Raw genomic sequence first — 14,247 nt, 5'->3', positions numbered from 1 at the left:
GCTTCATGGATGCGCTGAAAACATTCTTATCTGAAACCCAAACTGGCCAGCGCCCTGCATTTTCTTCTGTATTGAATGATAAAACATGGCAAGACGCACAAAAGCATGCTGAAAAATTGCAAAGCTTTGAACATGTCCTTTGGATTGGTATGGGTGGCTCCACTCTTGGTGCGCAAGTGCTTACAAAAGTCCTCACACCTCATAATGGCCGCATCATCTATTTAGATAATAGTGACCCCATCACTGTTGAGCACACCCTTAAAACTGTCAATTTAGAGAAAACAGCTCTTGTTTGTGTCAGCAAAAGCGGTAGAACAATTGAAACATTGCTTACAGCAACCCTTATTCTGGAAGCTATGAATGCAAAAAGCATCAGCCCTCATGGTAAGTTTTTTGCCATTACAGAAGAGAAGGATAGCCCCCTTACTACCTTATGCGAAAGCGTGATGGGAGAGCGCATTGCACATGACCCAAATGTCGGTGGCCGTTTTAGTATCTTTAGCATTGTTGGGCTACTTGCACTTGCCATTCAAAATGGTAACGGAGCATCTATTATAGCGTCAGCACAAAATGAACTAGAACGCTTCATCAAAAACCCTGAGGAGCATGCAAGCTATAAAACAGCGAGAGTTCTCCATAACTCAAATCTGACCAACTATATTCTCATGCCTTACGGTGACCGCCTCAAATACATTGGGGATTGGTTTGTACAGCTTTGGGCAGAAAGCCTTGGCAAAGAGTCACAAGGGCTTTGGCCATCTGTAGCGCGCGGTGCCAGCGACCAGCACGCATGCTTACAAATGATGATGGATGGCGTAAATAACAGCTTCATCACAATTATACGAGAAGATAGCCGTAAAAGCGGCACAGCTTTAGAAAAGCCTTGGGCAGACACACTTAAGTCCCCTCTCCTAAAGAACCTTGATATGGGTGATCTGCTTTATTACCAAGCCGAAGGGACATTTGAAGCCCTACAAAATGCTGAACGTAGTGTTCGCATGCTTGAAACATCACCAGAAAAGCTTGGAGGGGCACTCATGAGTTTGATGCTTGAAACAGTTTGCATGAGCACCTTTATGAATATTAATCCATGGGATCAACCTGCCGTAGAACATGCTAAAGTTCGCACATCTCAGTATCTCAAGTAAACTCTTGACTTTACTGTATACACATCTATACTCACTCTAATTCTACTCTCTTTTCCTTTTTGGAGGTTTCAATATGAAACGTATTCTTTTGGCATTGCCTGCCGCACTTGCATTTACACTTCCTCTTCAAGCTCAAGAAAGCACACACGGCATGTTTTCTTGTCAAGATGCTTTCTATCTGATTGATCAGGTTATGCAAGAAAGCCCTGCCCCTACTAAAGCACGCGTTTTGTGTGCACTTGATGAAAATCATACAGCCACAGCAGTTGGAACGCGACAAGATAAACAAACAGAAGATGGCAAAAATTACACGATTGAATTGCACCTTCTGCAATAGAAAACGATAGCAACAAAGCCAGCTTTTAGCTGGCTTTGTTCTTTTTAAGAGAGAAGATGTACGCTACAACTTTCGCAACAGCCTCAAACAGCTCTAGTGGAATGGTCTCACCAATCTCAACATCTGCATGGAGCTGGCGCGCAAGCGGAGGGTCTTCATAAAGAGGGATATCATTTTCTTGCGCAATCTCACGGATACGAAGTGCAATAAGATCTGTACCCTTGGCAACCACACTCGGCGCAGCGTCCACCTCTTCATCGTAAGAAAGAGCCACAGCATAGTGGGTTGGGTTCGTCACTACCACGCTCGCCTTAGGCACGTCTGCCATCATACGTTGGCGGGCACGCTGTTCACGAATCTGACGCTGACGCCCTTTAACATATGGGTCACCATCTTGTTCTTTGAGTTCATCTTTAAGCTCACGACGGCTCATCTTTTGCTCTTCAAGAAATTTCATACGTTGGAACAAGAAATCAATAATGGAGAGGGCAAATGCAATGGCAACAACAGCAGCCATAATACGTAGCAAGATTTCAAGCGTTGTACTCACAGCCGCAAAGGCATTTTTATCATTCAAGAGAAGGATCTCTGGCAGGTACATAAAAATAATCAAGACAGAGATAAAGCCGATCACAAATAGCTTAATCATAGATTTCAAAAGCTCCATAAGCGAACGCGTGCTAAACATACGCTCAAAACCTTTGATAAGAGAAATTTTAGAAAGTTTAGGCACAATTGGTTTATGGCTAAAAATGGGCCCTGTTTGGATCACACCACCAAAGTAAGCAAAGGCCATAAGCACTAAAAAGGTTGGTAAAATTTTAAGAAGCTCGTTCACAAGACCTTGCTCTAAAGCAAAAGCGGCATCTAGTCCCGTGCCTGCACGTTGAGTTCCTGCTTGTGACAAGATAGAGCCTGTAAATTCAAGTAGACCATCCATAGCAAGAGGGAAAGTTAAGAACAGCACAAGAAGCATCGCGAGCATCATCGCGAAGTTATTTACCTCCCTCGACTTTGGAACCTGACCTTCGTCCTTCAACCTTTGCAGTTTTCGGGGCGAGGCCTCCTCGGTCTTGGAGCTCTTATCCTCATCATCAGCCATTTTTCAACCTTAGCACAACTTATCCTGCTCCACCTCTTGAAAAGAGAGTTTTTAACCACCATATCTTAATTATTCACCCATTCGGGAGCATGCGCTTGCGCGCCTCCCGCTCTCGTTTCTTATTCACAGCCTGCCAGTACTTGGCATAGATCTAGGAGATATCTCATGGCTGATACCCCAAACACCCCGACTGTTTCCGTCTCTGGTCGCGTCCGTCGCGCACAAAAGAAGGGCCCTGACGGAGAGTTCAAAGGCTACAAAGGCACCATTGAAGTGGCTTTGTCGCTCAAAGATCTCAACAATATTGAAGGCAAAAAACCTTTCCTGCGCCAGAAAAGCAAAGGAGGCATCTGGCGCAAGTCCAAAGGTGATCTGTTCACGGCCCAGTTCCGCATGCCCAAGGACATGCCGAACCAAGCTCTGCAGGCCCTCAACGAAGGACGCGAAGGCGCCAACGTTGGCCTCGGCTTCACCGGCAACATCCTCACAGAGATTGTCGTGTACTACAGCACAGATAGCGAAGAGTGCTGCATCATCCCATGCGGCCCGATTCCGAAAAAGAAGGAAGCCGCGAACTAAAGCGAAACTTAAGGACACCCTGCAGCAATGCAGGGTGTTCTTTGTTGCATCCTGCTTGACAAGATTTACAGAGAGGCGTCTACTACCCTTACCGAAGCAATACAAGGAATAAAAATATGAAACTCTTTTCTACAGTTCTTATGGGCGCACTTGCTGTATCAACTGCTGCTTTTGCACGCCCAGCTCCAGACTTTACACTCATGGATACAACAGGTAACCCTGTTTCACTGTCTGACTTCTCAGATAAAATTGTTGTTCTTGAATGGACAAACCGCCAGTGCCCATTCGTGCGAAAGTTTTACGATGAAGGTCATATGGTAGACATTAAAAAAGCCATTGCTGGTGATGATCTTGTCTGGCTATCTATTAACTCTAGCGCAGAAGGCAAGCAAGGCCATGTTGATATGGAAGGCGCTCTCAAGCTTTTTGAATCTGACTACAAAGGCTCAACAGCTTACCTACGAGATACTGATGGTAAAGTTGGTAAACTTTACGGCGCACAAACAACACCACATATGTTTGTTGTAAAGTCAGGTGAGATTGTTTACGAAGGCGCGATTGATAGTATCCCTTCATACCGCTCTAGCGATGTTGAAAAAGCTGAAAACTATGTTGCATCTGCTGTGAACGCACTACGCAGCGGAACTGCGATTGCAACAGCAACATCTAAGCCATACGGCTGCAGTGTAAAGTACTAACTTTACCCATGCAAAAAGGTGCCCATAAGGGCACCTTTTTTAATTTCGATTGCTTTTACATACGCGTCCACGACTCAGGCGTGACAAACGCAGTAAAGGCAGCCTCAGCCATGTCATCATGTTGGAAAACAGCGACATAAGACTTGGTCACCTGATAGGGCTGAGGCCCCATAGCAGATTCCAGCACCGCTGCAAAAGCTGCTTCGGCCTTGGCGCCTTTGTGGTCAAATTCAAAACGAACTTTCTTCACAGCTGCACCAACTTTCAGCCAATCTTTTTCCAGGCCGACAAAGTCATCCACATCCACATCTGTATCAATGGAAGATGCCGGTACCATAACGGCGCCTGCACGGTGAGGCACAGCACCTTTGGACGAGGCAACAATTTGCTGAGCAATATCAGGCAGCTCAGAGGACGCGCCGTCAAATTCAGGCATTTCCTGAATGTAGACATTCCAGCCTTCGTCCTTGGTTGCAAGTTTCAGAACCGGATACTCCTGGCCTTCCACGCTCAGAAGTTGGACATTTTCATCGTCCACATCAAATTCAGCACCCTGAAAAGTACCTTCATCCAAGAACATAAAGCTCTTCTGGCCTTGGTTTGCCCATTCTACAGCCAGCTTGAAAACAGCAGCCACACCAGGCATGTCGACTTTGATTTCCGGAAAACCCTTCTCTTCAAAGAAGGCATTGATATCTGCAGCCGCGCCAGCCATGGCCCACAGGTTGTCGCTCAACGCAGACAGATCCATATCACCAAAACGACCAAAGAACCATTCTTGGAACTCATTGGAACAGGTGACATCGCCAGTCAGCTCATTGAATGCAGCGGCAATAACAGCGGGGCAGTAAGCAGTTGATTTCTGGGTCATTAAAGAACTCCAAAGAGGGTTAAGGGAGAGATGTTGCCAAACCACGGCAACTGATTAAAACTTAACACAGATACAAAATTCACCCACCTATACTGTATACATGAAACACATGCAAGCATCTTCATGATTTTTACATAAAAAAAAGGGGCAATACTGCCCCCTTTTAAATGAAGTTAGAAAAACTTACGGACGAAGACGACCGCGCAGGATTTCGTTCACCATTTGTGGGTTTGCTTTACCTTGCGTCTCTTTCATCACCTGACCAACAAACCAGCCAAGTACACGGTCGTTACCGCTTCTAAACTGTTCGCTGTTTTCTGGGTTACCTTCAATTAGTTTATCGACTATCCTTTCAAGAAGGCTTGAATCTGTAATCTGAACAAGACCTTTCTCTTCAACAATTGTCTTCGGTGCTTTACCAGATGACCACATCTCTTCAAAGACTGTTTTGGCAATTTTACCAGAGATTGTTGCATCTTCAATAAGGTCTACAAGCTCACCAAGGTGATCTGGAGAGATTGGGCTATCGCTAATGTCTAGGCCTTCTTTGTTGAGGGCACCAAACAGCTCAACTGTCATCCAGTTTACGCACTTCTTAGCATCACGCGTGCCGGCAACAAGTGTTTCAAAGTAATGTGCACCCGCACGTGAAAGTGTAAGTACAGATGCGTCATAAGCAGAAAGCGTGTATTCCTTAATGAAACGCTCTTTCATTTCATCTGGAAGCTCAGGCATTGTAGATTTAGCCGCCTCAATACGCTCTTCTGTCAACTTAAGTGGCAGAAGGTCTGGGTCTGGGAAGTAACGGTAGTCATGCGCATCTTCTTTAGAACGCATGGCACGTGTTTCGTTCTTGTTCGCATCCCACAGGCGTGTTTGCTGTTCAATTTCACCACCATGCTCAATAATTGCAACTTGACGGTTGGCTTCAAACTCAATGGCACGCATCACGTTACGGATTGAGTTCAAGTTTTTAATTTCACAACGTGTACCAAACTCTTTCTGTCCTTTTAGACGTACAGAAACGTTGGCATCACAACGCATGCTACCCTGCTCCATGTTACCGTCACACACATCAAGGAAACGTACAATCGCACGCATCTTCTTCATGTAAGCACCCGCTTCTTCTGGTGTACGAATATCTGGCTCAGATACGATTTCTACAAGTGGAACACCTGCACGGTTAAGGTCTACGTGAGAATGTTTCTCATCACCAAAATCGTGAACAGACTTACCTGCATCTTCTTCTAGGTGAATACGCGTTACACCGATGTCCTTGCTTGAACCATCATCAAGGTCAATTGTAAGTGTACCGTGCTCTACGATTGGCAGATCAAACTGAGAGATCTGGTAGCCTTTTGGTAGATCAGGGTAAAAGTAGTTCTTACGAGAGAACACACTTGTACGATTAATACGCGCTTTAATACCAAGACCAAGCTTAATCGCTGCATCTACTGCGTCACGGTTAAGAACAGGAAGTACACCTGGCATACCCATATCAATTTCGTTTGCTTGAGCGTTAGGCTCTGCACCAAAATCAGTTGGAGATGCACTGAAAAGCTTTGATTTCACGTTCACTTGAGCGTGGACTTCAAGGCCGATTACCATTTCATAACGGGGATCCATTTATTTACCCTTTTACTTCTGTCTTAATTCTTATTTCACTTCGAGTGGTTTAAAGCCTGTCATGCGCTCATGTGCGAACGCCACTTTGAGAAGATGCTTCTCATCAAAGGCTTTACCAATAAACTGAACACCTACAGGCATACCATCAACCATGCCGCTTGGTACGCTAATACCAGGAAGGCCCGCAAGTGATGTTGCCACTGTAAAGATATCGTTCAGGTACATTTGAATTGGGTCACTCACCTTTTCACCAGTTTTAAAGGCTGGTGTTGGTGCAGTTGGCGTAAGAATTACATCAACTTTATCAAATGCGTTTTTGAAGTCTTGTGCGATCAACGCACGTACTTTTTGTGCTTTCGAGTAATACGCATCGTAGTAACCGCTAGAAAGCGTGTAGTTACCAATCATAATACGACGCTTCACTTCTTCACCAAAGCCAGCTGTACGTGTCTTCGTGTACGTATCAGATAGGTTTTCACCTTCTACACGTTGGCCGTAACGCATACCGTCGTAACGTGCTAGGTTAGAAGCCGCTTCAGCAGGTGCAACAATGTAGTAAGTCGGCACAGCGTATTTTGTGTGAGGCAGGCTGATATCAATAATCTCAGCACCTTCAGCTTTAAAGCGTGCAACAGCGTCTTCTGTCGCTTTCTTCACGCCGTCGTCCATACCGTCTACAAAGTACTCTTTTGGTAGACCAATTTTTAGACCTTTAAGGCTTAGGTTTTCTAAGTTTTCATCAAAAGATTCAATTGGCATATCCGCACTTGTTGTATCTAGTGGATCGTAACCACTCATACCACGGAACATTAGAGCCGTATCTTCAACGCTACGTGCCATTGGACCTGCTTGGTCTAGGCTTGAAGCAAACGCCACGATCCCCCAACGAGAGCAACGCCCGTATGTTGGCTTAAGACCAACAATACCGCTAAATGCTGCAGGCTGACGGATTGAACCACCCGTATCTGTACCCGTTGCACCAAAGCACATGTAATCAGCAACAGCTGCTGCACTACCACCTGATGAACCACCCGGTGTACGTGCTTCGTCCCATGGGTTTTTAACCGTACCAAAAGCAGATGTTTCGTTTGATGAGCCCATCGCAAATTGGTCTAGGTTTGTTTTACCTAACATAACTGTACCTGTGTTCCACAGGTTCTTTGTCACTGTTGATTCGTATGCAGGTGTAAAACCTTTTAGAATGTTTGAACATGCCGTTGTAGGTACGCCAGCTGTACAGAAAAGGTCTTTAATACCGAGAGGAACACCTTCCATAAGGCGGGCGTTACCATCTTTAATACGCTTATCAGAGGCTTCAGCCATCTCAAGCGCTTTTTCATGCGTCACTTCAACGTAAGCGTTAATGTTATCGTTACGCGCATCAATACGCTCAAGCAGAGCTGTTGTCAGCTCTACAGACGAGATTTCTCGGTTTTTGATTTTTTCAGAAGCTTCTTTAAGCCCCAGTTTTACAAGTTCACTCATAATTTAAGTCTCTTTACTTCACAAAATTCTTATTCAACAACACGTGGTACAACGTAGAAGCCCATCTCGCTTGCTGGTGCATTAGAAAGCAATGCTTCACGTGAGTGTTCAATCAATGTCTCGTCGTCACGCTCTGGTGTTACGTCACTTCCGACAGTACTTGTCATCGGCTCTACGCCGTCGGTATTGACTTCCTGCAACTGGGATACAAATTCTAGAATTTTCGTTAGCTCATCAGCAATTTTTTGTTTTTCAGTCTCATCAAAAGACAAACGACTCAACGTCGCAAGTTTATCCACAGTTTTTAGATCAATTGACATGCTTGTCACCTTATATTCATCTCGAGTATTTTTCGTTGCTCTTACATACAAGAACGCAGGCATTATAAACGATGCCGGAAGCGAACTAAATCGATTATTTACACAATTTATATAAAAGCTGGTATTGTCCTACCATGATTGTAAAGACTGCGCAAGAACTCCCAGCAAAAGGCCGCTTAATTGGCCTAGATTTTGGTGCAAAAACAATAGGTATTGCCATTTCAGATGGCACTCGTACCATTGCATCACCAAACAAAACGCTGCAAAGGCAAAAATGGGGCAAGGATAAGGTTCATTTTGAAGCCCTTATCAAAGAGTACAATATTGTTGGCGCAGTAGTGGGCCTGCCTCTCTCTATGGACGGCTCACATAGCCCACAAACAGATGCATGCATCGCCTTTGCCAATATGTTTGCAAGTGAGCTTAAACTCCCAACCCTACTTTGGGATGAGCGCCTGACTACAAAAAGCGCTGAAAGTGCCCTATTTGAACAGCGTACAGGCCGCCAAAAACGCGCCAGTAAAAAAGATGTGAAAGCTCAAGTAGATAGCGTTGCTGCCGCAATGATTCTACAAGGCACCCTCGACCAGCTTTCATTTAAAATGTTTTAAATATCAATTTCTTTCATAAAAACTGTATTCAATCCTTGACATTACATCTCCCTATTCCTATACATAAGTCGATCGTAAAGATCTTTCGTAACGTTCCCTAGCCCCAATTCGGGGCCAACCTTTGGAGGACAGCATGTCCAACGATACTGTGAATAACATCGCCAGCAAAGGCCGTAAATGGCTGGGTCGTGCCAGCCTTGTCTTCGGACTTTTGGCGGTTATCGCCTTTGGCCTTTGGTCAGGCTTTGCCCAACGCGCCTACTTCGGCGTGACAACCTTTGCCAGCGGCGTTCATATTGCCACTGTCACTGACACCGGCAAACTGACCGCCTATGACTTCGTGCCCTGCGTCGAAACGAACAACCACAAATGTTCGCTGACCGACCGCATCATTGGCGAGCGCAAGCTTGTCGAGCAGAAGTCGGTTTCGGTCACCTGGGCTGACGGCAACAATGAAGTGCTGTACAACACGGATTCGGTGCAGTTCTACAAGCCGGACAGCAACACCGTTGAAGGTGATGCAAACGCTCTGCAACGCCAAGGTTCGCGTGGTGAAAACGACAAAGCTGTCGTCATCAAAACTGGCCTGCGCCTGGCTGTTTTCAACCGATTCTTGGAAGGTGGCATCAACAGCAATATCATCCGTCTGCACGAATATATTGCCGACCCCGCAGTCTATGAGGCCTTGGATGATGATCGCAAAGCAAACGTCATCACTGGTGACGTCGGCTACTTCAGCTTCCCCACCCTGGTATGGAATGGCATCGGCATTGGCGTTATCTGCCTGATTCAGCTGATCTGCATGTACGTGCCGTTCGCTCAGTTCGGCCTGCGTCGCAAAGTCAACTGGAGCTGGATGCTGGGTCCTGTCGGCTGGGCCGTATATGGCGTCGGCAAATGGGGCTGGAAAAAATTCGGTTCGGGTAAAGCTTCGGCGACCTAAGACTCAAACGATAAAAGGAAAGACCGCTTTATGCGGTCTTTTCTACGTTTATAGCTTAAAGAAACTTAAGAATGCGTTTTGCGAGTTTGATATCTAACTCTGAAATTTTATGACCTGCATCATGCGTTGTAAGTTTAATGTTTACACGGTTATAAACATTATCCCACTCTGGGTGATGGTTCAGCTTTTCTGCCACAATGGCCACCTGACTCATAAAACCAAAGGCCTCTACAAAATTTTTAAACTTAAAAGCACCATAAAAGGCATCGTCGCGATACTCCCAAACTTCTTGCCCTGAAATAAACTCTTGAACTTGCTCAACTGAAAGAGGTGCTACTTTTGTCATAATTCTTTTATATCCTTGTTTTACGAATAAAAAGTATGGTAGCACAGAAGAGCAAAACCTGTTTCAAAATAAGAAGTAAGTTTGATGGAAAGTGTACTCAGCTGGTTATTATATGGATTTTTAGGCCTTGTGGCTGGTCTCCTTCCTGTTGGACTTATGGCACTCAGAACCGCTCATTTAAAAAGCCCGACAACACTTCCACTCAAACTTATGCCTCAAACACTATTGGATATTGGTGAAAAGAAAAGCGCTTACATTGTTATGGGTGCCCAGCTCTTTTACAGTCTGCTTATTTTTAACTTCCTTCCTGTTCATGCAAGCCATATTGGTTTTGTGCTGGGTTGCCAGATTCAATCTCCAAGACCATTCCAAACACAGCTTAGTCTTATCCCACTCCTTGCTTACATTGTCGGACACAGCACATCAGCGTGGATTCCCCTTCTACTCTTCATAGGTGCCTTCATTTTCAAACCTGTAAGCTTTAAAATTGCTGCGCTTGCCCTTTTTATCTTTGCGCCTATTTGGCTTACCATCACAGTTTCTACCGCAACAGGCTTGATCTCACTGGCAATCGCCCTCATGATGCTGGGCATGCATAAAAACGAACTTATTACAGCTTAATGCAGTTCACAGCCGAACAACGCGCATGCCTCCAGCTATCTCTCAGTGATGGCATTGGTCCTGTGCGCATGAATAAAGGCCTTGAAAAATACCAAACCTATGCAAGCGCCCTGAGTGCAGTCCAAGCTTCAAAACTCAAAACCATTTCTGCCGCAACTGAGCAGACCGTTGAAAAGGTGCTAGAAGACTGTGCAAAGAACAATATTGACCTTCTCTTTATAGATAGCCCTGATTACCCAGCAGCTTTAAAGAATATTCCAGATGCACCACACGTGCTTTACCTTAAAGGGAATATCAACCTTCTCCAGTCTGAGTGTATCAGCATTGTTGGTACAAGAAACGCATCTATGAATAACCTTAAGTTTACTGAAAAACTTGCACGCTACATTGGTCAAGAGGGGTACTGCACAGTCAGCGGACTTGCTCGCGGTATCGATGCTTCTGCGCATAAAGGCGCCCTCACCACACAGGGGCGTACCATTGCTGTTCTTGCTGGTGGACTTGGTAAAATTTACCCACCAGAACATACAAAACTTGCGGAAGATATTGTTACAAATGATGGACTTCTCATCAGTGAGATGCCGCCATATACAGAGCATATCGCCCCCCTCTTTCCACGTAGGAACCGTATTGTTTCAGGTCTCTCTCAAACATTGTGCGTTACAGAGTGCACCATTAAGTCAGGCTCTCTGATCACCGCTAAACTTGCTCTAGAGCAAGGTAGGGATGTCTTTGCTGTACCGGGCCATCCAACAGATCCACGTTCAGCAGGGCCTAACCATCTTCTTCAACAAGGAGCCTACTGGTTAGAAAAACCAAGTGATGCCCTTTACTTCCACAAACAAGAGCCACAAAAAACAGCTCAGGAGGAAATGAGCCTTTTTAACGAGAGAGAAGAAAACTCCACACCTCAAGCTCCACTCTCTTTAGAGGGGCAAATCTTAGAGCTTCTCACCAATACACCAACTCTGATTGGTGAGCTCTGTGAGCAAACTGGTGCAGACTTTATCAACGTAAGTACAGCCATTGCCATGCTAGAGCTGCAAGGTGAAGTGACTCGCCATGGACCAAACTCGGTAATGAAAGTCACATCTTAAAGGTGAAAAACGCGGGGGCGTGATTTTACCCATTGACACATAAGCTCAACCTCCCTAATCCTTAAAAGGGCTTATTACCTTTAGAGGGAAAAGCACATTAAATGACGAGATATGAAGAAAAATATGTACTTTTTTCTGTACATAAGCGCTGCAAAGTGATTTTTTGGCGCACGAGAAGAACGAGAGAGATTTACGGATAATTCATGAAATTACTTATTGTAGAGTCACCGGCTAAAGCAAAAACCATCAACAAATACCTTGGTAAGGACTTTAAAGTTCTCGCCTCATACGGTCACATCCGTGACCTTCCAAGTAAAGATGGTAGCGTAGACCCTGAAAAAGATTTTGAGATGAACTACAAAGTCAGCACGGGAAGCGAAAAGCATATTAAAGATATTGTGAGTGCCGCTAAAGATTCAGACACCATCTATCTCGCAACCGATATGGACCGCGAAGGAGAAGCGATCAGTTGGCACGTACTTGAAGAGCTGAAACGCCGCCGCGTAAAACTTGCCGAGAAAACAGTTCACCGCGTGACATTTAACCAGATTACAAAGACAGCCATCACAGAAGCTGTTGCTAACCCACGTGAGCTTGATATGAGCATGGTAAACTCTCAGCAGGCTCGTCGTGCACTTGACTACCTTGTAGGTTTTAACCTTTCTCCTGTTCTATGGCGCAAAGTACGCCCAGGCCTTTCTGCTGGACGTGTACAGAGTGTTGCACTTCGCCTGATTTGTGAGCGTGAAGCAGAAATTGAAGCCTTTAAAGCTGAAGAATACTGGAGCATCACTGCTGAGTTTATGACAGAGCAGCAGAAGAAGGTGTCCTCTCGCCTTGTCACTCTAAACGGTGACAAGCTTGAAAAATTCAGCATTACAAATGAAGCAGACGCAACAGCTGCCGTTAAAGCGCTAGAAGCTGGCACCTACAGCGTTACAGATATTACGAAGAAGAAAACACGTCGTAGCCCTGGCGCACCATTTATGACGTCTACACTTCAAATGGAAGCCAGCCGCAAGATGGGCTTTGGCGCACGCCGCACAATGGGCGCTGCACAAAAGCTTTATGAAGCCGGCCTTATTACTTATATGCGTACAGATAGCGTGGCCCTTGCGCCAGATGCTGTCCAAGCACTACGCGCTCAAATTGGTAAGCAGTACGGTAACGAGTACGTTCCATCTTCACCAAACATGTTTAAAACAAAGAGCCAGAATGCTCAAGAAGCCCACGAAGCTATTCGTCCAACCAACCCAGGTGTCACGCCTGCGGATCTACGCATTTCAGACGAGGATGGCAAGAAGCTCTACTCTCTGATTTGGAAGCGTACTATGGCGTCTCAAATGGAAAAGGCTATCCTTGACCAAACACGCGTACTTATTACATCTGCAGATGGCAAACATGCCTTTGCTGCTAACGGCTCTATTGTTGCCTTTGATGGTTTCATGAAAGTGTACATTGAAGGTCGTGACGACGATAAAGCAAGCGACGATGATGAGAAGCTCCTCCCATCAATGAACGATGGAGAGAAGATGACAACATCTCAGATTGAGCCGCACCAGCACTTCACAGAACCTCCACCACGCTACAGTGAAGCAACACTTGTAAAGTCTCTTGAAGAACGCAGCATTGGTCGTCCATCAACATATGCCAGCATTATTGGCGTGATTCAAGATCGTGGCTATGTGAAGCAAGAGAAGCGCCGCTTCATGCCAGAAGATGTGGGTAAGGTTGTAAATAAATTCCTCACTCAACACTTTGATACATATGTTGATTACGATTTCACAGCGAACCTTGAAAACACGCTGGATGAAATTTCACGTGGTGAGAAAGACTGGATTCCAGTGATGAAAGATTTCTGGCAGCCATTCAAAGACCGCGTGGATGACAAAATTGAATCTGTAAAGAAGAGCGACATTACCACTGAAGGCACAGGTGAGACCTGCCCTGAGTGTAAAGAAGGTGAACTTGTTTACCGTCTTGGTCGCTACGGTAAGTTCAAAGGCTGTAACCGCTACCCTGAATGTAAATACATTGAGAAGAAAGAGAGCGACGGCCCGAAAGAAGAGCCAAAAGATACAGGTATCCAATGCCCATCTTGTAAGAGTGCGAACATTATGGAGAAGAAATCTCGCAGAGGTAAAATCTTCTACGGGTGTGGCGGATGGCCGAAATGTAACTACGCCCTTTGGGATAAACCAATTGAAAAGACTTGCCCTCAGGATAACTGTAAGTGGCCAATCCTTACAGAAAAGACGCTCAAAGCGACTGGCACACATATTGTTTGCCCGAACTGTGAATGGGCAGACCCACCTCTTCCTGAGCGTGCCAAGCGCAAACCAAAGGCAGAAAAGAAAACGGCAACAGCTAAAAAAGCAGCTCCGAAAAAGAAAGCTGCAACCAAAAAGGCTGCACCAAAGAAAACAGCTGCAAAAGCTAAAAAATCAGCGTAACAACGCTGAG

15 protein-coding genes are annotated in these 14,247 nt (G+C 45.4%); 9 read left to right on the top strand and 6 right to left on the bottom strand.

Features of this window, described 5'->3' with window-relative positions; all coding sequences use genetic code 11:
- Nucleotides 1–5: 5 nt before the first annotated feature.
- Both VX730_05620 and VX730_05615 read left to right on the top strand, forming a co-directional pair.
- Nucleotides 6–1,148 carry a hypothetical protein gene (locus tag VX730_05620; GenBank protein MEC9291865.1) on the top strand — a complete coding sequence of 381 codons (1,143 nt, stop codon included), beginning with the start codon at nucleotides 6–8 and terminating at the stop codon, nucleotides 1,146–1,148.
- A gap of 73 nt (nucleotides 1,149–1,221) precedes the next feature.
- Nucleotides 1,222–1,485, top strand: a complete 264-nt coding sequence (locus VX730_05615; protein ID MEC9291864.1) for a hypothetical protein — start codon at nucleotides 1,222–1,224, stop codon at nucleotides 1,483–1,485.
- Nucleotides 1,486–1,510: 25 nt separating this feature from the next.
- Here VX730_05615 and flhB read toward each other — a convergent pair whose 3' ends face one another.
- A complete protein-coding gene (flhB, locus tag VX730_05610) occupies nucleotides 1,511–2,587 on the bottom strand; it encodes a flagellar biosynthesis protein FlhB (protein ID MEC9291863.1) in 1,077 nt (358 codons plus the stop codon).
- Between the two features lie 165 nt (nucleotides 2,588–2,752).
- Here flhB and VX730_05605 point away from each other — a divergent pair, with 165 nt between their 5' ends.
- Together VX730_05605 and VX730_05600 are read left to right on the top strand one after the other, a co-directional pair.
- Entirely contained in the window at nucleotides 2,753–3,166 is a 414-nt protein-coding gene (locus tag VX730_05605) for a hypothetical protein (protein MEC9291862.1), read from the top strand.
- A gap of 116 nt (nucleotides 3,167–3,282) precedes the next feature.
- Nucleotides 3,283–3,864 carry a redoxin domain-containing protein gene (locus VX730_05600; GenBank protein ID MEC9291861.1) on the top strand — a complete coding sequence of 194 codons (582 nt, stop codon included), beginning with the start codon at nucleotides 3,283–3,285 and terminating at the stop codon, nucleotides 3,862–3,864.
- Between the two features lie 55 nt (nucleotides 3,865–3,919).
- Here the strand turns inward: VX730_05600 and VX730_05595 are convergent, their stop codons facing one another.
- The 4 genes from VX730_05595 to gatC form a co-directional block, all read right to left on the bottom strand.
- On the bottom strand, nucleotides 3,920–4,735 hold the full coding sequence (locus VX730_05595; protein ID MEC9291860.1) for a hypothetical protein: 816 nt from the start codon (nucleotides 4,733–4,735) through the stop codon (nucleotides 3,920–3,922).
- A gap of 183 nt (nucleotides 4,736–4,918) precedes the next feature.
- A complete protein-coding gene (gene gatB / locus VX730_05590) occupies nucleotides 4,919–6,361 on the bottom strand; it encodes an Asp-tRNA(Asn)/Glu-tRNA(Gln) amidotransferase subunit GatB (protein ID MEC9291859.1) in 1,443 nt (480 codons plus the stop codon).
- A gap of 30 nt (nucleotides 6,362–6,391) precedes the next feature.
- Complete coding sequence (gene gatA, locus VX730_05585) at nucleotides 6,392–7,846, bottom strand: Asp-tRNA(Asn)/Glu-tRNA(Gln) amidotransferase subunit GatA (GenBank protein MEC9291858.1); 1,455 nt, start codon at nucleotides 7,844–7,846, stop codon at nucleotides 6,392–6,394.
- A 29-nt stretch (nucleotides 7,847–7,875) separates the two neighbouring features.
- Entirely contained in the window at nucleotides 7,876–8,166 is a 291-nt protein-coding gene (gatC, locus tag VX730_05580; protein ID MEC9291857.1) for an Asp-tRNA(Asn)/Glu-tRNA(Gln) amidotransferase subunit GatC, read from the bottom strand.
- Between the two features lie 134 nt (nucleotides 8,167–8,300).
- On the opposite strand from gatC, the gene ruvX reads away from it, so the two are divergent.
- Nucleotides 8,301–8,777, top strand: a complete 477-nt coding sequence (gene ruvX, locus VX730_05575; GenBank protein ID MEC9291856.1) for a Holliday junction resolvase RuvX — start codon at nucleotides 8,301–8,303, stop codon at nucleotides 8,775–8,777.
- 133 nt (nucleotides 8,778–8,910) lie between these two features.
- Complete coding sequence (locus VX730_05570) at nucleotides 8,911–9,720, top strand: hypothetical protein (protein ID MEC9291855.1); 810 nt, start codon at nucleotides 8,911–8,913, stop codon at nucleotides 9,718–9,720.
- Nucleotides 9,721–9,775: 55 nt separating this feature from the next.
- On the opposite strand, the gene VX730_05565 is transcribed toward VX730_05570, so the two are convergent.
- On the bottom strand, nucleotides 9,776–10,066 hold the full coding sequence (locus VX730_05565; GenBank protein MEC9291854.1) for a 4a-hydroxytetrahydrobiopterin dehydratase: 291 nt from the start codon (nucleotides 10,064–10,066) through the stop codon (nucleotides 9,776–9,778).
- Nucleotides 10,067–10,150: 84 nt separating this feature from the next.
- Here VX730_05565 and VX730_05560 point away from each other — a divergent pair, with 84 nt between their 5' ends.
- The 3 genes from VX730_05560 (at nucleotide 10,151) to topA (ending at nucleotide 14,237) form a co-directional block, all read left to right on the top strand.
- The gene (locus VX730_05560; protein MEC9291853.1) at nucleotides 10,151–10,687 is read left to right on the top strand and encodes a hypothetical protein; all 537 of its coding nucleotides are present in this window, start codon (nucleotides 10,151–10,153) and stop codon (nucleotides 10,685–10,687) included.
- Entirely contained in the window at nucleotides 10,687–11,784 is a 1,098-nt protein-coding gene (gene dprA / locus VX730_05555) for a DNA-processing protein DprA (GenBank protein MEC9291852.1), read from the top strand. Before VX730_05560 ends, dprA begins: the two co-directional genes overlap by 1 nt.
- Before the next feature lie 203 nt (nucleotides 11,785–11,987).
- Complete coding sequence (topA, locus tag VX730_05550; GenBank protein MEC9291851.1) at nucleotides 11,988–14,237, top strand: type I DNA topoisomerase; 2,250 nt, start codon at nucleotides 11,988–11,990, stop codon at nucleotides 14,235–14,237.
- Nucleotides 14,238–14,247 lie beyond the last annotated feature (10 nt).

It is taken from the genome of Pseudomonadota bacterium (genome assembly GCA_036141575.1).
In the GTDB taxonomy this organism is placed as follows: domain Bacteria; phylum Pseudomonadota; class Alphaproteobacteria; order UBA2136; family JAPKEQ01; genus JAPKEQ01.
Note: the sequence above shows the minus strand (reverse complement) of the source record. Positions and strands in the feature narration are given on the sequence as shown.

Bases quoted from the DNA above. Each gene is read 5' to 3' on its own strand.
- VX730_05560 (MEC9291853.1), top strand. From the start codon at position 10,151: ATGGAAAGTGTACTCAGCTGGTTATTATATGGATTTTTAGGCCTTGTG.
- VX730_05595 (MEC9291860.1), bottom strand. From the start codon at position 4,735: ATGACCCAGAAATCAACTGCTTACTGCCCCGCTGTTATTGCCGCTGCA.
- gatC (MEC9291857.1), bottom strand. From the start codon at position 8,166: ATGTCAATTGATCTAAAAACTGTGGATAAACTTGCGACGTTGAGTCGT.
- gatB (MEC9291859.1), bottom strand. From the start codon at position 6,361: ATGGATCCCCGTTATGAAATGGTAATCGGCCTTGAAGTCCACGCTCAA.
- ruvX (MEC9291856.1), top strand. From the start codon at position 8,301: ATGATTGTAAAGACTGCGCAAGAACTCCCAGCAAAAGGCCGCTTAATT.
- dprA (MEC9291852.1), top strand. From the start codon at position 10,687: ATGCAGTTCACAGCCGAACAACGCGCATGCCTCCAGCTATCTCTCAGT.
- VX730_05605 (MEC9291862.1), top strand. From the start codon at position 2,753: ATGGCTGATACCCCAAACACCCCGACTGTTTCCGTCTCTGGTCGCGTC.
- VX730_05620 (MEC9291865.1), top strand. From the start codon at position 6: ATGGATGCGCTGAAAACATTCTTATCTGAAACCCAAACTGGCCAGCGC.
- VX730_05570 (MEC9291855.1), top strand. From the start codon at position 8,911: ATGTCCAACGATACTGTGAATAACATCGCCAGCAAAGGCCGTAAATGG.
- gatA (MEC9291858.1), bottom strand. From the start codon at position 7,846: ATGAGTGAACTTGTAAAACTGGGGCTTAAAGAAGCTTCTGAAAAAATC.
- VX730_05615 (MEC9291864.1), top strand. From the start codon at position 1,222: ATGAAACGTATTCTTTTGGCATTGCCTGCCGCACTTGCATTTACACTT.
- topA (MEC9291851.1), top strand. From the start codon at position 11,988: ATGAAATTACTTATTGTAGAGTCACCGGCTAAAGCAAAAACCATCAAC.
- flhB (MEC9291863.1), bottom strand. From the start codon at position 2,587: ATGGCTGATGATGAGGATAAGAGCTCCAAGACCGAGGAGGCCTCGCCC.
- VX730_05565 (MEC9291854.1), bottom strand. From the start codon at position 10,066: ATGACAAAAGTAGCACCTCTTTCAGTTGAGCAAGTTCAAGAGTTTATT.
- VX730_05600 (MEC9291861.1), top strand. From the start codon at position 3,283: ATGAAACTCTTTTCTACAGTTCTTATGGGCGCACTTGCTGTATCAACT.